This window comes from Emticicia fluvialis (assembly GCF_024793945.1).
Taxonomy (GTDB): domain Bacteria; phylum Bacteroidota; class Bacteroidia; order Cytophagales; family Spirosomataceae; genus Emticicia; species Emticicia fluvialis.
In genome coordinates this window covers 249,104-272,821 of sequence record NZ_JANUSD010000003.1, presented here as the reverse complement: position 1 = coordinate 272,821, position 23,718 = coordinate 249,104, and the positions used below count along the sequence as shown (strand labels likewise).

The 23,718-nt window shown below is 46.2% G+C and carries 16 protein-coding genes; 6 read left to right on the top strand and 10 right to left on the bottom strand.

Going from position 1 to position 23,718, the window contains the following annotated elements:
* Nucleotide 1 precedes the first annotated feature (1 nt).
* On the top strand, nucleotides 2-274 hold the full coding sequence (locus NZ848_RS05000; RefSeq protein WP_101726334.1) for a hypothetical protein: 273 nt from the start codon (nucleotides 2-4) through the stop codon (nucleotides 272-274).
* Nucleotides 275-360: 86 nt separating this feature from the next.
* On the opposite strand, the gene NZ848_RS04995 is transcribed toward NZ848_RS05000, so the two are convergent.
* Nucleotides 361-3,255, bottom strand: coding sequence for a PAS domain-containing sensor histidine kinase (locus tag NZ848_RS04995; protein ID WP_259014609.1), 2,895 nt, complete (start codon nucleotides 3,253-3,255; stop codon nucleotides 361-363).
* 9 nt (nucleotides 3,256-3,264) lie between these two features.
* A complete protein-coding gene (locus NZ848_RS04990; RefSeq protein WP_253525759.1) occupies nucleotides 3,265-3,645 on the bottom strand; it encodes a response regulator in 381 nt (126 codons plus the stop codon).
* A gap of 246 nt (nucleotides 3,646-3,891) precedes the next feature.
* Between NZ848_RS04990 and NZ848_RS04985 the strand changes: the two genes are divergently transcribed.
* From NZ848_RS04985 to NZ848_RS04975, 3 genes are all read left to right on the top strand, one after another.
* Nucleotides 3,892-4,164, top strand: a complete 273-nt coding sequence (locus NZ848_RS04985) for a hypothetical protein (protein WP_253525756.1) — start codon at nucleotides 3,892-3,894, stop codon at nucleotides 4,162-4,164.
* 386 nt (nucleotides 4,165-4,550) lie between these two features.
* Nucleotides 4,551-6,995 (top strand): beta-propeller fold lactonase family protein, encoded by a 2,445-nt coding sequence (locus NZ848_RS04980; protein WP_259014608.1) that lies wholly within the window; start codon nucleotides 4,551-4,553, stop codon nucleotides 6,993-6,995.
* Between the two features lie 575 nt (nucleotides 6,996-7,570).
* Nucleotides 7,571-7,873, top strand: a complete 303-nt coding sequence (locus tag NZ848_RS04975; RefSeq protein ID WP_259014607.1) for a putative quinol monooxygenase — start codon at nucleotides 7,571-7,573, stop codon at nucleotides 7,871-7,873.
* Between the two features lie 67 nt (nucleotides 7,874-7,940).
* Here the strand turns inward: NZ848_RS04975 and NZ848_RS04970 are convergent, their stop codons facing one another.
* Together NZ848_RS04970 and NZ848_RS04965 are read right to left on the bottom strand one after the other, a co-directional pair.
* Complete coding sequence (locus NZ848_RS04970) at nucleotides 7,941-10,340, bottom strand: PAS domain-containing sensor histidine kinase (protein WP_259014606.1); 2,400 nt, start codon at nucleotides 10,338-10,340, stop codon at nucleotides 7,941-7,943.
* Between the two features lie 82 nt (nucleotides 10,341-10,422).
* A complete protein-coding gene (locus NZ848_RS04965) occupies nucleotides 10,423-10,548 on the bottom strand; it encodes a hypothetical protein (protein ID WP_259014605.1) in 126 nt (41 codons plus the stop codon).
* A gap of 444 nt (nucleotides 10,549-10,992) precedes the next feature.
* Here NZ848_RS04965 and NZ848_RS04960 point away from each other — a divergent pair, with 444 nt between their 5' ends.
* Together NZ848_RS04960 and NZ848_RS04955 are read left to right on the top strand one after the other, a co-directional pair.
* On the top strand, nucleotides 10,993-11,595 hold the full coding sequence (locus tag NZ848_RS04960; protein ID WP_259014604.1) for a hypothetical protein: 603 nt from the start codon (nucleotides 10,993-10,995) through the stop codon (nucleotides 11,593-11,595).
* Nucleotides 11,596-11,673: 78 nt separating this feature from the next.
* Entirely contained in the window at nucleotides 11,674-12,453 is a 780-nt protein-coding gene (locus tag NZ848_RS04955) for a 3-keto-disaccharide hydrolase (RefSeq protein WP_259014603.1), read from the top strand.
* Between the two features lie 59 nt (nucleotides 12,454-12,512).
* On the opposite strand, the gene NZ848_RS04950 is transcribed toward NZ848_RS04955, so the two are convergent.
* Genes NZ848_RS04950 through NZ848_RS04925 form a run of 6 tightly spaced genes read right to left on the bottom strand, consistent with a single transcriptional unit; the run spans nucleotide 12,513 to nucleotide 23,709 of the window.
* On the bottom strand, nucleotides 12,513-14,885 hold the full coding sequence (locus NZ848_RS04950; protein WP_259014602.1) for a GH92 family glycosyl hydrolase: 2,373 nt from the start codon (nucleotides 14,883-14,885) through the stop codon (nucleotides 12,513-12,515).
* A gap of 25 nt (nucleotides 14,886-14,910) precedes the next feature.
* Nucleotides 14,911-16,449 carry a sulfatase family protein gene (locus NZ848_RS04945; protein ID WP_259014601.1) on the bottom strand — a complete coding sequence of 513 codons (1,539 nt, stop codon included), beginning with the start codon at nucleotides 16,447-16,449 and terminating at the stop codon, nucleotides 14,911-14,913.
* The gene (locus NZ848_RS04940) at nucleotides 16,449-18,716 is read right to left on the bottom strand and encodes an alpha-L-rhamnosidase-related protein (RefSeq protein ID WP_259014600.1); all 2,268 of its coding nucleotides are present in this window, start codon (nucleotides 18,714-18,716) and stop codon (nucleotides 16,449-16,451) included. Before NZ848_RS04940 ends, NZ848_RS04945 begins: the two co-directional genes overlap by 1 nt.
* A gap of 54 nt (nucleotides 18,717-18,770) precedes the next feature.
* Nucleotides 18,771-20,096, bottom strand: a complete 1,326-nt coding sequence (locus NZ848_RS04935; RefSeq protein ID WP_259014599.1) for a Gfo/Idh/MocA family protein — start codon at nucleotides 20,094-20,096, stop codon at nucleotides 18,771-18,773.
* A gap of 26 nt (nucleotides 20,097-20,122) precedes the next feature.
* The gene (locus NZ848_RS04930; protein ID WP_259014598.1) at nucleotides 20,123-21,664 is read right to left on the bottom strand and encodes a hypothetical protein; all 1,542 of its coding nucleotides are present in this window, start codon (nucleotides 21,662-21,664) and stop codon (nucleotides 20,123-20,125) included.
* Between the two features lie 29 nt (nucleotides 21,665-21,693).
* On the bottom strand, nucleotides 21,694-23,709 hold the full coding sequence (locus NZ848_RS04925) for an NPCBM/NEW2 domain-containing protein (protein ID WP_259014597.1): 2,016 nt from the start codon (nucleotides 23,707-23,709) through the stop codon (nucleotides 21,694-21,696).
* Between the last annotated feature and the right edge of the window lie 9 nt (nucleotides 23,710-23,718).

Genomic DNA, 23,718 nt, shown 5'->3' with positions numbered 1-23,718 from the left:
TATGAAAAATCTGCTTCATAACCTCAATTTTGTTGCATTTTTAGCTTGTCCGGTTGTAGTTGATGAGTTGTCTCGCACGAAACTCAGTATCTACAATTTTATTACCGGCGAGATGTTTTTTATCCTTTATTTTGTCTGGGGTGTTTACACCTTAAATACCTTGTTTGCACGGGTTCCGTTCTTTGAAAGCATCAAGGTAAGAATCATCACAATAGCCTCATTAATGTCGTTTGCATTAATTGTGGGCTTGCTGGTTATTCATAATGTGGGCTGAAAATGCCTTCTGAGTAAAGTTTATGAAGCAGGAATTAGGCCAAACCCGGTTTTTGATTCAGAAAGTAATCAGTATCTGTTGATTGCCTAAGCGTAAGCCGGAAGTATCACGTTAAAAGTTGCACCACCATTACTATTGTTCTCCACAACGATGTCCCCATTATGATTCTGTGCAATTTTTTTGCACATCGCCAGGCCTATACCGGTTCCTTCGTAATCCGATTTCCGGTGTAGTCTCTGGAAAATATGAAAAACCTTTTCAGCATATTCGGCAGGAATCCCGATGCCATTGTCTGCAAATCTTATGCTGTAATAACCAAAATCTGTAGAAAGCCCGCAGGCAATTATCTCTTCTTTGGTAAGCACACTGGCGCTGATGTCTATTACTGGCTGAACACCGGCTTTTACAAATTTCAGGGCATTACCCGTTAAATTGGCAAACAGCTGGGTCATTTGTAGCGGAATAGCCTTTATTACCGGCAATGGCTGTTTACGTATAACCGCCTGCTTTTGCTCAATCAGCAGGTCATAGTCTGTCAGAATATGCTCAAGAATCACATTCAGGTCAACCCGTTCAAAATTCTGATTCTCTTTCGCAAGCTGTGAGTACATCAATACGTCGCGGATAAGAGCTGTCATCCGATTGGCAGAATTCTTTATTTTAGTCAGAAAATTACTAGACTCTGCCGGCAGGTTTTCGCCCAGCGACTTTTCCAGTAATTGAGAGAAAATCGTAATTTTTCGTAGCGGCTCCTGTAAATCATGAGAGGCAATGTAGGCAAACTGAGCCAGTTCGGCATTTGAGTGTGTCAGCTTCGTGTTTGATTCGGCCAGTTCTTCCACAATAAGTTGCAGTTTTTCAATGGCTTCGTCCAGTTCTTTGGTACGTTCTTTTACCTGATTCTCTAATGCCAGTTGCATTTGCCGCTGCATGGTTATATCCTGCGCCGACCCACTCATAAAAGCGGCTTCTCCTGCTGAATCATAAAAAACCTGCCCCTGTGCACGTATAATTCGTTTCTGCCCTGTTTGCAGGTTAATAATCGGGTGTTCATACTCATAAGTACCTGTGCCGCCCTGTTCTGTAGCTTTGGTGTTCAGGTTTTGCATTTGTGTGCGGTAAGGCTCCGGAATACACTCATTAACTTTTTCTATATCTCCCGAATTTAATGATAAACCAGTCCACTCCTTAAAAAGTGGCGAGAAGGTGTATTCCATATTTTTTATGTCCAATTTCCAGGTAGCCAGCCCTGCCAGTTCAACCGCCCCACGCAATTCTGCTTCGGCTTCTTCCAGCGCCTGTTGGGCTTTTATCTGTTCAGTTACATCAACTGCAATTTCAAGTATGGCGCTGGTTTCTTTGTCGGCATTAAATACGGGGGTATAAGTAATATTATAATAGCTGCTGGTCATTACCCCGTTTTTTACAATTTTGGCCAATGAGCCAAAAGAATGGTAGGCTTTGCCGGTTATCATTACCTCTTCAAGAATTTGTAAAAACGGCTGGTTTTCAGTTATCAGCTCTGGCATTACTTCTTTCAGGGGTTTGCCTTCAATGGCAGGCCCTTTGCCCATCAGCTCAATAAACGTTTGATTAGGGTTTTCAATAATCAGATCTTTGCCTACATATAAACCAATACTGGCAGGCGCTGACGATATGATGGTGCTCAGTTTGGTTTCATTCTCTTCAATTCTTTTCCGGGTAACCACCTGCTCGGTTATATCATTGGCAACCACAAGCACACCAACAATCTCGTTTTCACCTTCGGCCCGTGGCTGATACGTTAAATCAACATAGATGGTTTCAAGTTTTCCATTCCTGAAAATCTCCACCCTTGCTTCTTTGGCATTATAAGATTGGCCGGTTTCAATAACATTATTGAGCAGCTGGTCAAAACCCTGTCCTTTCATTTCAGGTAGCGCCTCAAGCAAAGGTTTGTTTATTAGTTCGGTTTTACTGCGGCCTACAAGCGTGGCATAAAACGCATTAACGTTTCTGAAAGTAAGGTTCTCTTTGCTGATAATGGCAATACCCACCGGCGATTCTTCAAACGACGACAGCAACTCGCGCTGGCTTTCGGCTATTTTTTGCTGGGCCAGTGTCTGCGCCGTTACGTCAATAGCCATGTTAATAATGGCATAAACCTGGCCGTCGGCATTAAAGAGCGGTTTATAGGTAAAATCAAAAATATAGCTGCTCAAAACCCCATTTACCTCCAGGTCGGCGGTCATGGCTTTGGCTTCGTAAGGCAGGCCGGTATCAAATATGTTATCAAGAATATCCAGAAAAGGCTGGCCTTCCAGTTCAGGCAGGGCATAAGCCAATGGCTTGCCAATTACAAATGCATCTTTGCCCCACAGGTTTAGCATTTTTTCGTTGGCCACTTCAATAATGAGTTCACGGCCTACATACAACGACGTAGCAATTGGCGCTTCTTCTATCAGGGCTCTGAAACGGGATTCGCTTTCGGATAGCTTCCTGATTGACGCAACCTTGTCGGATGTTTCGTTACATATTACCAATATACCCTGTGTCTGGCAGTTTTCATCTTTTATTGCGCTGTACGAAAAATCAAGATATACCTCCTCATCAAAGCCATTGCGGTTAATTACACGCTTGAAATCCTTGAATGAAACCGGTTCGCCGCCCTGAACTCTGCTAAATAGCGGAGCCATGAAACTTTCCCATGCCTCAGTATAGATTTCGCTGGTGCTGCTACCCAACGCATTCGGGTGCCGCCTGGCACCCAGTAAGGTAATAAAGGCGTCGTTATAGAGTTGTGTAAAAGAATCGCCCCAGCAGATAAGCATCGGCGACTGCACGTTCAGCATGGTGGCCACCATTTGTTTCAACTGCACCGGCCAGTTTGCCGGGATACCAATGGCAGTCTGGCTCCAGTCTTTTTTTCTCATCAAATCGCCCATTTCGCCGCCTCCGTTTAAAAAGGGGTAATCGTTCAGGGCCTTGTCTGATGTTGTCATAAAATAAAGTTAGCTGATTAAAGGGGTCAGGATTTCTACCAGTTGTCCAAAATCGCCGGGCTTGGTAATAAACATGTGTGCGCCCAGGTCTATGGTCAGTTCTCTGGTATTGGGGTCTGCTGAAGTAGATAAGATAATCACAGGTATATGCGCCAGCGTGTCTTTTTGTTTGATTTTATAAAGAAATTCCTGGCCACTCATGAGCGGCATGTTCAGGTCGAGAAAAATCACTTCAGGTTGAATTTCTCCCAGCGAAAGTTTATGTAAAGCCTCTCTTCCACTATTAAAGCAGAAGTACCTTACCGACGAAGAGATTTGCTTAACAGCTGTAAGAAAAATCTCCTGGTCGTCATCATCATCATCTATGAGCAGGATTGTATTAAAATTCATCTTGCAAATTTACAAAGCTCAAAAATTAAAAAATGGAAAATGATGTTAGCCCCGAAGATAAAATAAAAAAGTATTTCTTAGAGCATAAAGATATAGATAATTGTAACAACCACAAAATAAATGACCACTTATGGGTTTTTGTTGGTACGGTATTAAAAAAAGAGTTTCAAAAATTTGAAAAGTTGAACAGATATCCTAAGTTTATGGCATCGTTTTGCTGTTATTAAAGAAATTGCTTCGACTACCATGAAAAACTTCCTGCTGAATCTCAATTGTTTGCTTATAATGGCTTATTCTTTGGGGTTTATTGATTTAAGCGGTACACCCTTCAGCCCTTATCATTATCTGCCCGGTTATATGGTGGTAAGTATCATTTACATCTGGTGTACAGTTACTTTGTATCTAATGCTGGGCCGCGTACCTGTTTTTGAAGAACCCAGAAAACGTTTATTAATAGTAGGCTCGGTTATGTCTGTTGCCGTTCTGGTGGGTATATGGATAATCAGGACGGCTCATTAATACACCCGGAACAACACCTTGCCAATACACCCGCTTTGGGCGATATGCCATGGCGTATGCCGTAATATTGGGCGTTTAAATTCTTATGGTAAAACTGAGGCGGTTTGTTCGCCAATCTACGTTTTTTGGTTGCCCATGCCAGCGTTTTTTGCTGTTGTTAATACATTGGCAACCATTAGTTAATGTTCACTTTAAAAGTGAAGATTAATTTTACGGCTTTCCCAAATAAATAATCAGCCTGGCCCATCAATTATATCACTGAAAATATTCTTAAATTCAGCCTCAGATGGGTTTTAACTTTCTTTTGCCGTCACGCACATAACATTCCTTTTCCGTCCACCGGCTTTCTTTCTATACGTTTCTTTACTCAAAATCAGTTTAAAAAAATGAAGTACCTGGCCATTTTTATTGTTTTTATGAGCCTTTTAACGGCTTGCAGAAGTCAGAAACCGGACGACAACGACAGGAAGCCTGCCATTGAAAGGCTTGGCTTAAAAAGAATTAAACTAAGCAATGGCTGGTCGTTAACCCCCATTGGCAAAAGCCTGAAACTGCAGGATTTACCCCTGAACCTGGTGGTGTCGCCATCAAAAAAATACCTTGCCGTTACCAACAACGGCCAAAGTACCCAGAGCATTACGCTGATAGATGCCGAAACAGAAACGATTCTGGATGATGAGCCGATCGGGAAATCTTGGCTGGGTCTGGCCTTTAGCCCCGACGAAAAATTTATTTATGCGTCGGCCGGTAATGATAATAAAATCAATATTTACAAAATTGAAAACAGGCAACTGCAAAAAGATGCCGAAATAATACTCGATAAACCCTGGCCTGTTAAGGTATCGCCTGCCGGGCTTTGTGCCACCGCTAAACACATTTTTGTGGTGGCAAAAGATAACAATACGCTGTATCAGCTGGATATTGCTACCAGAAGTATCCTTAAAAAAATACCATTGCCTGCCGAGGCCTACACCTGTTTGCTTTCTCCTGATAACCAATTGTTGTACGTTTCGTTGTGGGGTGGGGCAAAAGTTCTGATTTATGACATTGCCACATCAAAAATTACCCATGAAATTGCCGTTGATAAAAACCCGAACGACATGGCGCTAACCAGAGACGGGCAGTATCTGTATGTGTCTCATGGGAACGACAACACCGTTTCAGTGATTGATACCAGACAAAAACTGCGTATCGAAACGCTTTCATGTGCGCTGTATCCTGATGCACCCGTTGGGTCAACACCCAACGGCGTTGCTTTAAGTGAAGACGAAGAAAAACTATTTATAGCCAATGCAGATAACAACTGTCTGGCTGTTTTTGAGGTAGAAGAAAAAGGCAAAAGCCGTTCGTTGGGTTTTATTCCTACGGGCTGGTATCCAACTTCTGTAAAGGCCATCGGAAATAAAATATATGTTACCAATGGCAAGGGGCTGTCTTCTTCTGCCAACCCCAGGGGCCCCAACCCGGTTAGTTCCAGAAGTCCGCAATTCAAAGGTGCCAACCCCGAGGCCGTGAGGGGTACACAGTATATCGGGGGGCTATTTAAAGGAACCCTGTCAATTTTTGATTATCCCGACGAACGTACACTGGCAGATTATTCAGAAATAGTATATGAAAATACGCCTTATAACAAAGCAAAAGAACTGGAAACCGAAGGGCAGAAAGGTAACCCGATTCCTACCGGATACGGTCAGAAATCGCCAATTAAATATGTGTTTTATGTCATTAAAGAAAACCGCACGTATGACCAGGTTCTGGGCGACGTAAAAGCAGGTAACGGCGATACCACCCTATGTTTGTTTCCGGAACGTACCACCCCTAATCAGCATGCCCTTGTAAAAGAATTTGTTTTGCTCGATAATTTTTATGTTGATGCAGAAGTAAGTGCTGACGGGCACAACTGGTCAATGGCGGCCTACGCCAATGACTACGTAGAGAAAACCTGGGTAACAAGCTACGGCGGGCGCGGTGGTACTTATGACTACGAAGGTAGCCGCGAAATTGCGTATCCGAAAAATGGTTTTCTCTGGGATTTCGCCCATCGGGCAGGGGTAAGTTTCAGGTCTTATGGCGAGTTTGCTGAGCAACGCCTGAAACTGCCCAACCTGAAAAACAATTGCAGCCTGAAATACCCATCTTACAACCTGTCTATAAAAGATGTAACCCGTTTTGAAGCCTGGAAAGCTGATTTTGACTCGCTGCGGGCCATTAATAAAGTGCCGCAATTGAATATTATCCGTCTCGGAAACGACCATACCGCGGGGGCAAGAGTTGGCATGCCAACCACTACAGCCATGGTGGCTGATAATGACCTGGCCGTAGGAAAACTGGTAGAGCATCTTTCAAAATCTGGTATATGGCAGCAATCAGTTATATTTATTCTGGAAGATGACGCCCAGAACGGCTCCGACCACGTAGATGCGCACCGCTCAACCGCCTACGTAGCAGGTGGATATGTAAAGCGCGGCTTTGTAGACCATACCATGTATTCAACATCTAGTATGCTGAGAACGATGGAGTTAATTCTGGGCATACCCCCTATGAGCCAGTATGATGCCGCCGCCACACCTATGTGGCGTTGTTTCAGTAAAACCCCCAGTAAACAGCCATTTACAGCCTTAAAGAATAACATAGACCTAAACGAGAAAAACCTGGCCGTTAACAGAAATGCCATTAAATCGGCGGAGTTTGATTTATCCAGACCAGATTTGATTAACGACCTTGAGTTCAGCCGCATTGTCTGGCAATCGGTAAAAGGGTTAAACAGCCGTATGCCTGCACCCAAAAGAAGTGCATTTTTAGTGCTGAAAGAAGAGGAAGAAGAAGATTAATTAGTAACCATTAGGGTTTATATTGATAGTATAACACATGAGGCATGGCGGGGTCATGCCTCTTTTTTATTGGCATAACTCAGTAAGTGTTTCCGTTTTTTTCCGGGTCAAGCTCAACATGGGTATTGTGCGAATCAGCAGCGCATTATGTTGATGCTATCTGGCACGCCACAGCGGCGATACGAGGCGTTTTCAAGACTTTACCCATGTGTACCCAAAAAACTGATTGCGGAGTGTCTGTGTATCAGCCAGGCGACACCCAGTAATCATGGACTTGCAAAAAAACCAAATAGGTTTTGGTATACCGCTCAACTGTTGGTATAGGCCTGGCCATAGCCAGAGATTTTGCCAGTGAAGAAGCCATTTTTACTACCACTGCTATCTGAACAGCCAATAGTATTGCCGAGGGCCGGGTGGTAACGGGGCAGAATCCGGCATCAGCCAGAGGAGTGGCCGGTAAAATGATTGCTGTTCCTGAAGCCTGATAGTCATAAACACGGGCCTTGGCGTATATTTGACAGAGGCTTGTGATGAAAGCAATAAAAATTTTGTTTGATACTAAAAAATTATAAGAAATGAACCAGATACCAGTGCACGTATTTGCCACATGGGAGGTAAAAGAAGGCCATTTAGATACCGTACTCAGTCTGCTTAGCCAGGCTGCCGTTAAAAGCAGAGAAGAAGAAGGGAATTTGTTTTATGATATCCACCAGAGTAATACAGATGCCAATACTATTGTATTGTTTGAAGGATACACAAGCAATGAAGCCGTTGCCGAACACCGCAGCTCAGCCCATTTTCAGGAAATAGTAGTGGGTAAAATTGTACCATTGCTGGAAAGCCGCGAGGTGATTCTGACAACGCCGATTCTGGGGTAAGGGTAACTTTAAAACCTGCCTTTCGCGGGTATTAGCCCTTGAAGGCAGGTTTTAGATAATAACTGACTTACACCGGTATAAAAATACTAAATGTTGCGCCTTTGCCTGGCTCACTGGTGGCGGTAATGAATCCCTGATGGTTCTGAATGATTTTCTTGCATATAGCCAGCCCGATACCGGTGCCGGAATATTCGTTCTTGCTGTGCAGACGCTGAAAAAGCTCAAATATTTTTTCGGCATACTGTTGGTCAAAGCCAATGCCGTTGTCTGTAACACTAAGCCTGTAATAATTAGTGCCTGCGCTGGCGCCTTCTTTTACATGGTATTTGCCCTGCACCTGTTCCGATTCAATTTGTATCTCCGGCGGAAGGTCAGGTTTGCTGTATTTAATGGCATTTACAATGATGTTTTCAAGCAATTGCCTGAACTGGTAAGGTATAACCTGCATCAATGGTATTTCGCCATAAACAATGCCCGCCTGTTTTTCTTCAATGGTTTCTTTGAGCGACGTCTTTATTTCTTCAAGTACCTGCTCAATGCTGACACTTTCAAATATGTGGTCGGTCAGGGTAGCTCTTGAAAAGGCCAGCAGGTCATTCAGAAGTTTCTGCATCTGGTTGGCCGAGTTCAGTATTCTGGGCAGAAACTCTTTGGCTGTGGCTGGCAGCTGCTCATAATCTTTCTCAAATATCCGGTTACTGAACAGCTTTATTTTTCGCAGCGGTTCCTGCAAATCGTGGCTGGCAATGTAGTTAAAGGCCGTTAGCTCTTCGTTGCGGCGTTGCAGTTCTTTATTGGTTTGCTCAAGTTCGCAGTTTATGTGGTATTGTTCGGTTACATCCTGGCAGGTGCCGGTTAGTTTTACCGGTTTGTTGCTATCGTCCAGAATTATCTCTCCTCTGCCTTGCAGAATCCTGATGGTGCCGTCGTCCCATTTAATCTTTAGCACATAATCTTCGGCAATATGATTGGCCAGCGCGCTTTGAATCTCGTTCAGGCGTCTTTCGCGGTCATCAGGGTGCACAAGACCCATAAAACGTTCAAAGTCAATTTTCTCCGACTGCGGCTCAAGGCCGTAAATGCGATACATTTCGTCGCTCCACTCAATTACGTTATTGGGTATGTCCCAGGCCCAGTTGCCAATGTGCGTAAGCGCCTGTGCCTGTTTGTGCAGTTCTATGGTTTCTTCCAGCTTCTGCATTATTTTGTGCCGCTCGGTTATGTCCATTACTGTGCCGCGCATTTTAAATGGCTTGTCGTTCAGGAAAGTAACCACCCCGCGCGTCCAGATAATCTTATCTTTCCCCCGGTTATAGCGGTATTCGCATTCATAATGGCCACCACCTACAATGGCTTCATTAATGGCCCCTGTCAGTTTGGTCTGGTCGGCCGGGTGAACATAATTCAGAAACGTCAGATAATCCGTCGGGCTGTCCTGGTCAAGTACCTTCAACATCTGGTCAGAAAACACAGACTCCCCGCCTTGCAAATCCCACTCGAAACTGCCAATTCCGGCAATTTCGTATGCTTCCCGTAGTTGCTGTTCGCGCAGTTGCAGGGTTTGCATTGATTCCTTTTCGGTTGTAATCTCCAGCATCAGCCCGATTATCTGAGCAGGCTGGCCGTCAGGGTTTCTTTTAAATATACTCTCATAAGAGCGAAACCAGTGATACCGGCCGTTTTTATGTTGTATTCTAAATTCAATGCTTTTTATTACGCCGTCGCGTGCATCGGCAAAGCCCGTCAGCTGTTCCAGTCTTTTCGGGGCGTCGTCCGGGTGCAGCATATTGATAAACATGGCACTACCCAGCTCGCCGGGGCTGAATCCCAGTATATGCTGTGCTTTAATGTTTGAGTAAACCTCTTTTTTTTCGGCCAGGTCATACAGGTAAATAACACCCGGCAAGGTATTGTTTATTTTGTCAATAAAATAGAGATGCTCGTTAATGCGCTGCTGTTTCAGGTCGAAAAGCGTATTATAAGAGCGGTCTTCTATGGCCAGTATAAACTGGTCTATTTCGTTGAGGATGTTATCGTAGAGTTCAAAATTCTGAGTGTATTCTGCCAGAAAACGGCGCAGACTTTTACGGCGTGCAAAGTTAACGCTTGATATATCCTTCGCTACCACTTCGTGGTGCTGTATCTGTGGCAGTTGGTTTTCTAACCACCGCTTTAAGGTTACATCAATAAATTCGGCCACACTGTTATCTGCAAAGTAGGTAAGAAACTCGCGCGTACCTTCCATTGACAAACTAAGCAGTTCGTCTTCCGGCATATTGTCAAAAAAGCGCAGCAGAGGTACTTCTACCTCGCGCGAAATGGTCAGCACTGCCCGGCTAAAATCCTGCAGTTTGTTTTTTAGCAAATACCCGGCGTAGGCAGGTAAATATGTAAAATTCAACGCGTCAGGGTTAATGTTCTGATAATCAGAATATTCGGTGTCTGACTTGTCTTTTAGTAGAGACATGCTTCAGAATTTTAATATTATAAAAAATTATTTTTTGGGCCGCAGTCTACTATGCTGCGAAATGAAGCAAAAACCGGAATACTTAAAGTATTATTACAGCCGTGCGGGCTGTGGGTTGATACTGCGGCAGAACGGCTGTTTTATGGTACAGGCAACCTTCAGGTTTGGCGTTTTCACTCAGAAACGCCTGATAATAGAGCTCATTCATGCAGTTTTACGTTTTTCTGGTTTGGCACAATTATTAGATCAAAATCCGGCTGCCGGGCTGTAGGAAAACTGATTAGCTTTAATGGCATTGCAGCGGTAACCTAAGGAAGTGATACAGGTTTGATGGGTTGCCGCTTGGTGATTAACCGGTATGATTTTTTAAAAGTAAATACTTTTAATCAAAAAAATAATAATTATTTTTTGAAAACCGGGTTTTAAACCGCCGATAGATAGTTTTGAAAGGCTGATAATTGCGGCTGAATGAATAGTGATTTGGCCGGAAATTGGATTTTTCAATGAAATAAACGCGAAAATGTGTCTTTTTGACGCATTTTTTGTTTTACCAATATGCTTGCCGATGCCTGAAAAACCAGTTTATTTTTTTTGATTTTTTTACAACCTTTTATTGAATGCGGGAGTCGATAATAAAAAAAACTTATTAAAAATGAAAAGATTTCTGAGTATAATCTTACTTTTGACAGCAATGGCCTGCGAAAAAGAAAACATTGCGTATAACCGCGACTTTGACAGAAGCCTTAATGCCTGGCAGACTTTTAAGCAAACTTCGGGTAATTCTTACAGGTACACCGTTACCGCAGGTACCTGGGCAGGGTCGGGCTGGAAAACCAGTCTGATTGTAACCAAAGGTAAAGTTACCGAGCGGCATTTTACATATACTGTGTTTCATGATATCAGGATGCCGGCAAACGGATGGGATGAGGTAGAGGTAAATAAAATACTGGCTTTAATGAAAACCACGGCCGAAGAATTTAAAGCCAGAAATGGTGTGTCGCTGGCAGAGGTATTGTCTTGGAGCGAAACCGGCAGCAACCTGGGGGTACACAAAAACACTTCGGCAGCAGACCTGATTACCCTTGACGACGTATATGCCAAAGCCGAAACACAATGGCTGCTAAAAAGAAAAGGGGTATCTGTTTATTTTGAAGCAAAAAACAGCGGGATGATTTCAAGCTGTGGATTTGTAAACGACGGATGCCAGGACGATTGCTTTATTGGTATCAACATCTCAGAAATAAAAGCTTTGTAGCAGTTTCATTCAGAGCACTGGGCTAATCAGGTACCTGTGAATTACGTATTCAACCAACCGAAAATATATCAGTACTCTATGAAACGTAACATTTACAAAGGTTTAGTTAATTCTCTGGCGCTGCTGTCTGTGGCGGTGGGGGCTGCCCATGCGCAGCAAAAGGGTGTAGGTGTAAAAGCCCCGGCCGGAGCCGTAGTTTATTTTGACGGCAGCCGCAAAATGCTTGATGACAAATGGACTTACTGGGAAGGCCCCCGTCTGTCGGCCACGCTGCCCATTAAATGGTACATTGTAAATGACCCTGCCGGTAAAGGCACTGTACTGAATACCAACGACCCCGCCGGAGCCGGTGGCAAGTATGGAGCAGCAGATATAGTTACGAAAGACACTTTCCGCGATTTCAGGGCGCACATTGAGTTTTTTATCAGCAAGCCGGGGGGCAACAGCGGGGTGTATCTGCAAAACCGTTATGAAATTCAGGTGCTTGATGGCGACACCACGTCGCACGGTATGGCGGCGGTTATCAACGAAACCCCGTCTCCTTACTATGCATACAAGGGTGTAGGCAAATGGAATGCCTACGATATTGTGTTCAGGGCGGCCCGGTTTAAAGACGGTAAACGCGTAGAGCAGCCGATGGTTACACTTTACTTTAACGGTAAAAAAGTGCATGTAAACCACAAAATTAGTCAGGTATGGGGTGGCCCTAATTCGGGTATTGATGGGGGAAACGATGGTGGAAAAGGTATTACCGATACGCCCGGCGGCCTGAAACTGCAAGCCGAAGGCCATGAGGTGCTTTACCGCAATATCTGGATAAAACGCCTTGACCTGAAAGAACCCAATACAGATTTTTAAGCAGATAAATGCAGGTAAATAATAAAATAACCCGGGCGAAAACCCGGGTTATTTGCATTTTAAGGATTGGATGACATCGATTCCGGTGCATCCTCAGGCTTGCTGCCCCAGCTTTTGTTGGGGTCTTTCCCCATGTTCAACACCAGCCTGCCACCATTGGTAACAGTGCTGTGCCATACCCAGGGTTTGTTGAGCGCCGCACCGTTTAGCTGTGCCGACTGAATGTAAACATTGGTGGCAGAGTTATTACGGGCTTCAATCACAAATTGCCTGCCTTTATAATATTGAGGGTTTAGGTGAAAAGTAATTTTACTGAAAACCGGGCTGCTGATTTCATAATAAGGTTTGGGGGTAGTGCCGCCGCTGGTAGAGAATATACCCGTTTTAAGCAATACGGCCAGGCTGCCCATCAGCCCCTGGTCTTCGTCGCCGCTATACCCGGAGTCTGGCGATATGCCACTATACACCTTATCAATAATCTGGCGTGTCCAGTACTGGGTGTGCCACGGGGCACCGGCAAAATTGAACAGAAAAGGTGTTTGCATACAGGGCTGGTTGCCGTAGTTGATATATACCCGGCGCAGGTGTTCAAGGGTTTCTTTGTCATGAGATTTGCCCGACACAAAATCGTGTTCGCTTGCTTTCTCAAAAGAGGTATTCAGCTTGTTGGTAAACGCCTCGCGGCCGCCCATCAGGTTAATAAGCCCCTGCACGTCATGTGGTACAAACCAGGTATACTGTGCGGCATTGCCTTCTTCCCAGCCGTTATCATAACGCAGAATATCAACCGGCGCGCCCCATTTGCCATCAAGGGTGCGGTTCCACATCCAGCCTATTTCAGCATTATATATATTGCGGTAGTTGCCGGCGCGTTTCATAAACAGGTGGTAGTCATCTGTTTTGCCCAGGCTTTTAGCCATTTGTGCCAGGGTGTAATCCTGATAGGCATACTCAAGCGTTTGGGTTGACCCATCCTGATGATACCCGTATTTAATGTTCGTAAGCGGGTGCGGCACATACCCGCGCTCAATATAATATTCAATGCCGCCGCCTTTCATGGTATTATGTTCATAGCCGGCTTTGCTCATCAAACCACCCGGAAAATGGTTTTTTCGCATACCTTCGTATGCTTTGGCAATATCAAAACCTCTGATGCCTTTCAGATACGCGCTTACAATAAACGGAGTTGAGGGCGCGCCAGACATCACAAAAGTATAATTACCACCTGCCGGGCCACGGGGTATCAGCCCGCCGTCGGCATACATCAGCAGCATTGAGTTAACGAACGATTCCGTTACTTCAGGGTACACCAGATGCCACAACGTGTTAAGCGACCACTGTGCACCCCACAGGGCATCAAAGTTATGGTGGTTAAATTTAGGTTTACCGTCGGCACCCAGTGGTATTTGTTTAATGAGGCGTTCGGGGCCTGTCATGTCGGCATATTTTCCGTTTACGTCAGATATAATCCTTCTGCCCAGCAGTGCGTGCCACAGGTCGGTATAAAAGCGGCTTTTCTCTGTTTCGGTTCCACCTTCAATTTCAATGCGGCTTAGCCAGCCGTTCCAGTCATTCTGGCTGTCGGCCACTGTTTTGTCAAAGTCCCAGTGTGGCAATTCTGTTTTCAGGTTCAGGCGAGCCTGTTCTTCACTTACCAGCGATACGCCCACTTTCATGCGTCTTACTTCATTTTTTCTGGTTTTAAAGCTGACGTAGACCCCGGTTTTTTCTCCTTCTATTACTTTATCTACTTCTTCCAGCTGGCCTTTACGCCATCCTTTCAGGGTATCAAATGGTTTATCAAAAACGGCTACAAAAAATACGGTCAGTGTTTTGGGTCGGCGGGTAGTGGGCGCCATAATGGCGTAGCCTTCCAGTTCCTGATTACTTACTTTTTTTACATAACCTTTCTGGGTATCTGACGGCCCCAGAAAAGTAGAGAAGTCGAACAGGATATGGCTCTGGTCTGACTCAGGAAAGGTGTACCTGTGAAACCCCACACGGGTGGTTGAGGTCAGTTCGGCGGTTATCTGGTAGGCATCCAGCAATACTTTATGATACCCCGCCTTTACTACTTCTGTCTGGTGCGAAAACCGCGACCCATATTGCTGGTTACCTTTATGGCCGTTAAACGCGCCAACGGTTGGCATCACAGGTATGCCAGACAACTGCCAGTCGTGCAAATGGCTGAAACACTTGATGCTGTCTGAATGATAACGATAGCCTGAACCCCAGTCTGAATTAACGCCGGTATCCGGGCTCAGGTTAACCATGCCGAAGGGTCTTGTGGCAGAATTGAAAAAAAACCAGCGCGAATTGGCTGCATCAACCCACGGATTCACACGGTCAACGGGTCTTATTTTTTGGGCGAAAGAGGCGCTCACCGCTGCCAGGGTAACAAAAAAAGTAAGCGTATATTTATTTATATTCATTCTCTGAAACATTTTTCAATCTATATTATTTACCCAGCCAGGTAAGCTGGCTCCAGTAGGCAGGGCCGTCGTTGGTTTGTATTTTACCTTGTGTGCTTCGGCCATCTTTTACATTTTTGGTAAGCAGGGCGGTCAGTTCTTTTACTACTTCAGGGTGTGCGGCGTACACATTCCGGGTTTCTGCTATGTCTGTCGACAGGTCATAGAGCTGAATCGGCGGTAAAGCTTTTGCTTCTTCGCTGTCTTCTTTGGGTTTGCCATTGCCGCCCGAGTGCGAACACATAATGAGTTTCCATTTACCTTTTCTGATAGCAAAATATCCGTTAGACGAATGATGAATAACCGAAGCACGCGGGGCATGGGTTGGTTTACGGCCTGTTAATTCGCTTAAAAAACTGTAGCTGTCTTCGGCCACGTTGTCTTTCAGGCTGGTTTTGTTCAGCTCGGCTACGGTTCTGAAAAAATCGGTACTGCAAAGCAACTGATCTGACACTTTTCCGGTTTTTACTACCTTGCCCCAATGAACAATAAACGGCACACGGTGGCCACCTTCGTAAATATCGGTTTTCAGCCCGCGGTAATCTATAGACGGATTATGCCCTTTTGATAGTTGCGCCTGCAGGTTGGCCGAATTGGCAAAGCCGTTATCTGACGTAAAAACAATAATGGTGTTGTCGTAAATACCGTTCTTTTTCAGGGTAGCCACTACCTGTTTTACCACGTCATCTACCATCAGTACAAAATCTCCATACGGAGACACCTTGCTTTTGCCCACAAAATCGCCGATGGGTAGCACAGGTGTATGCGGCGCGGCCAGCGGAAAATACAAAAAGAAGGGTTTTTCTTTATTGGCGTTCTGGTTGATGAACGACAGCGCCTTTTCTGTAAACCTGCCAATTACATCTTCCGGTTTAAAATCGGGGGCGCTTATGCCAGCCCTGAACAGCTCAATGCCTTTGCGGCCTTCGCAGGTATCTTTGGGTATAGCCGTACAGAAGCCGTTTTCTACGTAGGCATAAGGGGGCATATCTAACGACGCAGGAATAATGAACGAGTAGTCGAAACCGTTGCTGTTCGGGCTGTTACGCACCTGCTTGCTGAAATCCACCTTTTTTTCGCCTGCTTCAATGTTGCCCCAGGTCATGCCCAGGTGCCATTTGCCCACCATACCCGTTTTATAGCCCTGCTTTTTAAGGTAAGATGCCACAGTTTCGCGTTTTGGGTCTATCAATGGGGTATCGTAACCGTGCAACACTCCTTTTTTCATGGTGGTGCGCCAGTTGTAACGGCCTGTCATAATACTGTATCGGGTAGGGGTGCAAACAGCCGAGGTAGTGTGGGCATCAGTAAACCGAACCCCCGATTGCGCCAGTTTATCAATGTTTTCGGTATAAATTTTACCATTAGGGTTGTAGGATGATACGTCGCCGATACCCAGATCGTCAGCCAGTATATAAACTATGTTGGGTTTCTGCGCAAAACCTGCCGACAGCACAAAAAAGCATAGCAGGGTGCAGAGGGTGTTTTTTTTATTCATGGTCAGAAAAAATGATTCTTGTTGCATTACTTCAGTTCAAATGTATAGTGGCCGGGGCCTGCATTGGGTATTAAATAATAACCGTTACCGGGTTTTATGCGGCTTGGTTGCCCGTTAATGCTCAGCTGCTTTTTGGTTTTATCGGCAGGTATGTAAATCATGGCTTTAGTGCCGCCGGGTACCTCTGCTTTCATGGTAAATACAGTGGCGGTTCTATTGAAAGAAACCTGCACAGGCCCCTTGAGGGTAGGGGTTTTAAGCGATGCCCATGCCAGGCTGCCCGGCTGTGGTTTTATGCTGAAAGTACTAAAACCGGGGTCAAGGGGTTCTACCCCCATCAGCTTCCGCACAATAACATTACCCGGCGCTGCGCCCCAGGCGTGGTTCCAGTCCAGATTAGGCTTATAGACTTTGTCCCAGGCTTCCAGTGTAATGGTAGAGCCCACCCTTATCATGTTATACCAACTGCGCTGTGCGGTTGATGTCAGCAGTTGCAGGGCATAGTCTGCTTCTCCGGCTTCATAGAGGGCGTCCATCAGAAACTGCGCGCCATATACGCTGCAAGCCATTTTGCGGGTTTTAATAAACTGCACCACCTTTGCCTTGTCTTTTGGCGGCACCAGCCCAAAGGCCAGTGCAAACATATTGGCATGTAATGAGGTGTGGCTGGTGCTGTCGCCGTCTTTTATTAACCCCGTGCGGGTATCCTGAAACGTTTTCAGAAAAGCGCCCGAAACTGCTGCTGCTTTAGTGGCATACAATTGTGCGTCGGCTGTTTTGCCCAGTATGGCGGCTATCTGGCTCATCAATACCAGATTACGGTAATAATAGGCGTTAATAACCGCGTTATAGGTATTGTACACAAAGCCATCGGTTTCTCCTTTATATTCTTTTTCATTACCAATGTAGTCGCCGGTTTGAGGCCAGTCTACGTTGTCATGCAGGCCGCGGCGGTTATCAAACGTGGCGGTTATATGAATGGTCTTCAGAAAATCATCAGTTTGTTTATTGGTTCGGGTGCTTATCAGGCCGTCCGGACCGGCAAGTGGCATCAGTATTTTGTGCTGCAGTTCGGTGTAGTATTTTCTGAGCAGCAGGTCATCGCCTGTGTATTGATAATCGTTCCAGGCTATCAATACATTTTGCAGGCTCCATTCGGTGGGCCAGGTAGGGTGGTAAATAAGGTAATTCATCGACCGCCTGCCAATGCTGTATTCGGCATCAACCGCATAGTGCGACAACTGATTAATCAGCGCATCGGCCTCGTAAGGAACCCGCTCGCGGTCGCCGTCTACATAATAACCGGTAAAGCTGGTGGCTTTCATTGAATATTTGCAGAGGTCCCATATCTGGTTCAGTACCGTATCTGCCGAGCTGAATGAAGAAGCGGTTTCATCAAACGGATAAAAAACTATTTTTCTTTGTACTGATTGCGGGTTGATGCTGCCCTGAAAGTTATGCAAGCTCAAATACCTGAAAGGATACACCTCGCCTATATAAGCGGGCATCTGAACCGGATTCCGGCTATTCCGTTTTTCGTTGGGTAGCCAGTTTATCACGTAGCTGTGCGTACCGGCCTTCACCCATATTCTTTGTTGATGATAGCGGATGTTTCTACCGGCGTTTTTGTTTATTACACCGGGTTTTTCCAATGCTTCGCCCACTTCAATCCAGATTGAATCAGTTACAGGGCTTGTCAGGTGCAAAGATATCTGCGCCAGTGCATCTTTCCCGAAGTCAAAAAAATAGCTGTTTGCCGTGGTTTTTATTATCTGCCGGGGTTTTTGCATTTCTGCTACCAGCGGCTGGTGGGCAAATGGCTCGGCGGCGTCAGGTTCGCTCAGATAAAAGGCTGCTGTTGCCGAATAGGCCGTGGCTACGCCTTTTTGGTTCCAGGTGCGCACTTTCCAGTAAATAATGGTGCCGGGTCTAAGCGGTTTGCCCTGATAAACCACCTGATTTTTACGGGAACTGATTTTTTGCGAATCCCACAAGTCGGCACGGTTGCTTTGCAGCAGGCGGGCATCAGTTGCTGCCAGAATCTGGCAGGCATTTACGCCGCCGGCCTCCCGGGGTGTTTCCCAGCTTAATACCGGGTTTGGGTTGCTTATATAGGCAAACTGATAGCGTTTTTGCTGTTTTAGGGCCGAATCAAGCGGTATGTCGACCAGAAAGCCCCTTTGGTAAACCTGATGAGTATTCAGCAGCTTATCCGTCCGCAAGCGAAAAGGTTCCTGACAGCGGGCTTCAAAAAATAATAATAATAACAGAATGGCGGGCGCTAGGCTTCTCATGCAATTAAGGGTGGATTGATTGAAAAAACTGAACAAATCTATATCACCCGAAATTTAAACTTTTGGGAATACAAAACCATTATGGTAGGTTGGTTTTATAAGCGCGTTGGCCTTTTTGTTGTCAAATTTTCCTTTGGCGGCATCCCAATGGATTCTGTCGCCGCTTCTGAGCGATACGTTACCCATGTGTGCATTAATGGCCACGGTGGCTCCGGCGTGTATAGGGCAGGCCAGTTGTTCAGGTTTGCCGTTTTTCATTACGTCCACAAAGTTTCTGGCGTGTAGTTCCAGCCCGTTGTCAGACTTCTCAATCAACGGAACGGCCTCCATCCTGAATCCCTTACCGTCTTTTTCAGGTATTACCTCCCAGCCGTTGCGGGTTACTACCAGGGTTCCTTTGGTGCCAATAAACGCAATGCCGTGGCCTTTGCCATATTGCCCGGCACCAATGCCCATGTAGTGTTCCCAGGTGTTAGAGAATGAGCCGAAGTCATACGTTACATGAATGTAATCCGGTGTTTCGCGCGGGTCGTCTGGGAAAAGCCTTTTACCACCTACCGACGATACCGACAGCGGCTCGCTGGCGCCCATGCCCCACAAAACAATGTCTATCAGGTGCACGCCCCAGTCGCACATTAGGCCACCGGCGTAGTCCCAGAACCACCTGAACTCGTAATGAAACCGGTTGGCATTAAATGGCCTTTTAAGTGCCGGGCCCAGCCACATATCATAGTCTACACCTGCAGGCACGGGGCCGTTGGCCACATTGGGCAGGGGAGTAGTGCCGCGGTACATCCAGGTTTTGGTATTGATGATGGTACCCAACTGGCCCGATTTTACAAACGCAACGGCGTCTTTAAAGTGTTTCTGGCTGCGTTGCCACTGGTTTACCTGCACTACCTTGCCCGACGCCTCAACGGCGCGTACCATAGCTTTGGCTTCGGCAATAGAGTTGGCCACTGGTTTTTCTACATATACGTGCTTACCGGCCGACAGGCTGTCAACCAGTTGCAGGCAATGCCAGTGGTCTGGTGTGGCTACCAGCACGGCATCCAGCTCTTTGTCTTCCAGCATTTTGCGGTAGTCTTTATATACTTTCAGATTCGGGAAACCCGCCTTGCTCAGGTCGGCTTTGCGTTTATCCAGTTGTTCGTCGTCTACATCACAAATGGCTGTCAGGTTAATTTCATTTATTTTCAGAAATGCCCTTATGTTATTAAAGCCCTGGTTTTTTACCCCAATCAGGCCCACGTTGATTCTGTCGCTGGGGGCAACTTTTTTTCTGATAGATGCCAGCGCTTCAAGGGGCAACAATTCCATTAAACCTAATCCGCCTAGTGTTGCGGCAGTGTTTCTGATAAAATTTCTGCGAGAACTCATTTTTATATAATGTAGGGTTGAATAAATTATTTTCCGGGTGTTATTTCAATGATGGGTTGTGTCAGTTTCTGCATGGCAGGCACCTCATACGTTATTTTATAGAAAAACGGTACGTCGTCTGCTATGGCATATTTTTTCTCGGCCGTTTTGGGGTCTGTTTTTTCTATGTTCAATACCTTCAGGCTGGTTTTTACCTGCATTGCAAAACCCGATAAGTTCCAGTTCTGTTTCATAAAATGGTCGGGCAGCGTAGCCGGGCTGTAAACCAGCACTTCAAGCTGATGCGCCTCCGGGCTGCTGCTGAAAATCTGCATGGTGGTGCGGGTGGTTTTTAAATTGGTGTGGCCGTCGCCCTGTATGGCCAGCCATCCGGTTGTGCCGCTGGTATTTTTCCAGTGTATGGTTCCGGTCTTTATTTGTTCCCATACGCGCTTATTGCCCCACATGGCGCCCATCATCCAGTTCTTATAGATGGCAGCACTTACGGCTTTGATACTGTCTCCGGTGTAATTATTTGGTACATCTCTGTTTACAAATACCGGAAACGATTGGGCTTTCATGGATTGAAGCGCCGCAACAGGTATTGACAGCCCCAGATGAAAAATAGTGCTGAGGTTGCTCATTTCGCCATATTTGCGGCCTATTCCGGCAGGTATCGGCGCCAGCGCTTCGTTGTCAACTGCCAGCGCAATCCAGATTCCGGTGATAGACAAGTAGCGGGTCATTTCCATGCCATAGCCTCTGAAATACGGCCCGGCCATGTTCTTTAGCACAGGGTTATAGAACAGCACAATTTCCTGCCAGAAATCTTTTTCAAGCGAATGCGCCATTTCGCGCAGTTCTTTCGAAAATGACATTTCTCGCCATAAGGCCAGGCCAATCAGGTTTACGCCATAATAAGTAGGCGAATTGTATTCGCTGAAAGTTTTGTGAGCCTGATACAGACTGAATATGGCTTGGGCCTTGGCCACCCCTGCTTTTTGCAGGTAATCTATACCCAGGGCAGTGCCTGTGTATTCCATCAGAAAGGCACTCATGATAGATATATTGGTGTAGTCGGCGCCTACGTTTCTTTTAAAAGCGCCCTTTGCCGCGTGCAGCAGCCCTGTATCTATGTCTTTCAGCATGTCGGCAGGCAGCAGGTGTCTGTATTTCTGACGGATGATGATGAGGTCGCAGCCGATAAACTCCCGCCAGTTTTTATCGAATCTGTCGTTCAGCACTGAGGTTTTCCAGATGCCATACAGTTCAGAGGTTTCGTCCTGATACTGGTTTTGCAAAATCCATTTCAAAATAACCTTTGCCTGTTCAATGTCGCCGGGTGCGTTTCTAAACAGCAGTGCCTGTGCCACTCTGGTTTTTGAGCGCAGGCTGGCATGGTCTGTCAGCGTGGTTTCTGCCTTTACACCGGGGGGTATTTCGCTGTTCAGAAAAGTATCAAACAGTTTTTTCTGATAGGCAGAAAGGGTTTTGTAAGTAAACCTTTTGTTATATAAGGGGCTGCTTTGCTGTGCCTTTGTGCTGATGAAACCCAGCACGAAAGCCAGTATGAAAATTGTTTTGCTCATTATGCCTGCCGATTAATAGATATATAAAATTATTTGACAGGTGTTGCCCGTAGCAGCACCACCCCATGATGCCTGATGGGGGTTTTATAAGTACTACTGAAACGCCCCAGGTTTTTCTGCCGCCAGACGTCGCGAAGCTGATAGTTGCCACTCAGGCCTATTTCAGCCAGATTGAGGGTGAAAACGGTGGGTTTTTCGTTACCCCAGTGAAAATACGACTCCGGACTTTTGCCGAAGTCGGCGGTGTAAAAAAGGCCAATGGCAAAAGAGCCGTCTTCCAGTGGTTTTTTCCATATTTCAACGCCGTTTTTGTTGTCTATCAGCCGGGCAGCTTTGCCCAGCGGGTCCTGATTAATTTCTATCACTTCATCGTTCGATAGCAGATTAAGTGTGAAATCGTCCAGCTGTTCAATGGGGCAGCCAATCAGCAGCGGGGCAGCCAGCAGGCTGAACAAGCTCACGTGGCTGTATTGTTCGTCGGGTGTCAGGCGGGTATCGTGCATCTCAGAGCCAATGGCTACCTTGCCTACAATCATCATGTCGGGGTCTGCCCAATGGCCATGCCCGCTATACGGCGACCACTTGTCGAGCGAGAAAGAAGTCATATAAAGGCTTGTCCAGCTGTCTTTAATATCTGGCCCGGTGCGGTACATATTTGAGGTACGCACCCAATCTTTTACTTTGTCGAAAGGGGCATTATTTGAAAGGCTGAAGACCACATCACGCCCCGACTTGTTGAGTGCATTACGCATTCTCTCGGCAGAGTTTACGTCAATCCGCCAGTCATATTTCAGAAAATCTACCCCCCATGCTGCCATTTGCCGGGCATCTGCTTCTTCAAATCTGTATTTGGCAATGCGGTTAAATGACCGGCGGTTTACGATGATAGACTCATGGTTTTCGCCACCTTTCTCAAAGTCAGACGATGCCCCGGCGTATCCGCCATAGCTTGATATATATGGGGTTGAGTAGAGCCCGGCTTTCAGCCCCAATGAATGGATGTAGTCAAACAGGCCTTTCATGTCCGGAAACTTACTGTTCGGTTGCAAGGCCGATTCTGGGCCGCTGTGTTCGCCCTGCCAGGCGTCGTCAATATTTATGTAGGTCCAGCCGTGGTCTTTCAGACCCGATTTCACCATCGCGTCAGCAGAGGCCATCACTTTTTCGCGGTCAATGTTAGCCTCCCACGAGTTCCATCCATTCCAGCCAATGGGTGGGGTAAGTGCAATGGTATCGCCAATAACAATGGTTAAGTTACGGGTAGATACCCCCAGCGCATTACTTGCCGAAATGGTTGTCTGATAGGTTCCTTTTTGGGTTACTTTTCCGGTAATGATACCCGTGCGGATGTCTAGCACAAGCCCATTTGGTAAGGGGCTGGCCGCAAAGCTGAGCGGTTTTTGCCCGGTGGCGGCAATGGTGTATAAAAACGGATTGCCGGGTGTTGCGCCAAATAATCTGGCTGAATTGATACGCGGCTTAGCCGACGGCCTGGGAGTAAGTATATATTTTTCGCCTTGGGTTATTACGTGTTCCGGCGCATGTCCGGCTGCCATTTCCAGCCGGGCGTCTATCCAGTTGCAATAAGTTCTTTTGTTATTAATGCCACCAACGGGGTCGGTAACCAGCAAGCCGAGTTGTTTGATACCCTGCAGATTTACCGAAACAGGCTGTGGGGTGTCTCCAATGCGTATGGGTTTGCTTTCAAACAGTACTTTGCCGTCGCCCAGTACATAAAAAGTCAGGGGCAGGTCTTTATTGCCCATGTCGTCGGCTCCAATCAGGGCCGTAAAACTGCGGGCGTGCCCATTCAATGCAAAGGCTAACACACAGGGCGACTGCGCACCAATACCGCGGCTGTATCTGCGGCCGTTGATGCGCAGCGTATCTCCCTGATAGTTTTTTTTGCCAACAGCAGGTCTGAGTCCTTCAGAGAATGATTGAATCGGCAGGTCGTCGAGCCAGATGGTTTGTGTTTGCTGGGCAAAACCGGCGGCAGACCATAATAGTGTAAAGGTTAAGGCGAAAAAATTTATTCTGAACATAGTAGGGGG

Bases quoted from the DNA above. Each gene is read 5' to 3' on its own strand.
- NZ848_RS05000 (WP_101726334.1), top strand. From the start codon at position 2: ATGAAAAATCTGCTTCATAACCTCAATTTTGTTGCATTTTTAGCTTGT.
- NZ848_RS04995 (WP_259014609.1), bottom strand. From the start codon at position 3,255: ATGACAACATCAGACAAGGCCCTGAACGATTACCCCTTTTTAAACGGA.
- NZ848_RS04990 (WP_253525759.1), bottom strand. From the start codon at position 3,645: ATGAATTTTAATACAATCCTGCTCATAGATGATGATGATGACGACCAG.
- NZ848_RS04985 (WP_253525756.1), top strand. From the start codon at position 3,892: ATGAAAAACTTCCTGCTGAATCTCAATTGTTTGCTTATAATGGCTTAT.
- NZ848_RS04980 (WP_259014608.1), top strand. From the start codon at position 4,551: ATGAAGTACCTGGCCATTTTTATTGTTTTTATGAGCCTTTTAACGGCT.
- NZ848_RS04975 (WP_259014607.1), top strand. From the start codon at position 7,571: ATGAACCAGATACCAGTGCACGTATTTGCCACATGGGAGGTAAAAGAA.
- NZ848_RS04970 (WP_259014606.1), bottom strand. From the start codon at position 10,340: ATGTCTCTACTAAAAGACAAGTCAGACACCGAATATTCTGATTATCAG.
- NZ848_RS04965 (WP_259014605.1), bottom strand. From the start codon at position 10,548: ATGAATGAGCTCTATTATCAGGCGTTTCTGAGTGAAAACGCCAAACCT.
- NZ848_RS04960 (WP_259014604.1), top strand. From the start codon at position 10,993: ATGAAAAGATTTCTGAGTATAATCTTACTTTTGACAGCAATGGCCTGC.
- NZ848_RS04955 (WP_259014603.1), top strand. From the start codon at position 11,674: ATGAAACGTAACATTTACAAAGGTTTAGTTAATTCTCTGGCGCTGCTG.
- NZ848_RS04950 (WP_259014602.1), bottom strand. From the start codon at position 14,885: ATGAATATAAATAAATATACGCTTACTTTTTTTGTTACCCTGGCAGCG.
- NZ848_RS04945 (WP_259014601.1), bottom strand. From the start codon at position 16,449: ATGCAACAAGAATCATTTTTTCTGACCATGAATAAAAAAAACACCCTC.
- NZ848_RS04940 (WP_259014600.1), bottom strand. From the start codon at position 18,716: ATGAGAAGCCTAGCGCCCGCCATTCTGTTATTATTATTATTTTTTGAA.
- NZ848_RS04935 (WP_259014599.1), bottom strand. From the start codon at position 20,096: ATGAGTTCTCGCAGAAATTTTATCAGAAACACTGCCGCAACACTAGGC.
- NZ848_RS04930 (WP_259014598.1), bottom strand. From the start codon at position 21,664: ATGAGCAAAACAATTTTCATACTGGCTTTCGTGCTGGGTTTCATCAGC.
- NZ848_RS04925 (WP_259014597.1), bottom strand. From the start codon at position 23,709: ATGTTCAGAATAAATTTTTTCGCCTTAACCTTTACACTATTATGGTCT.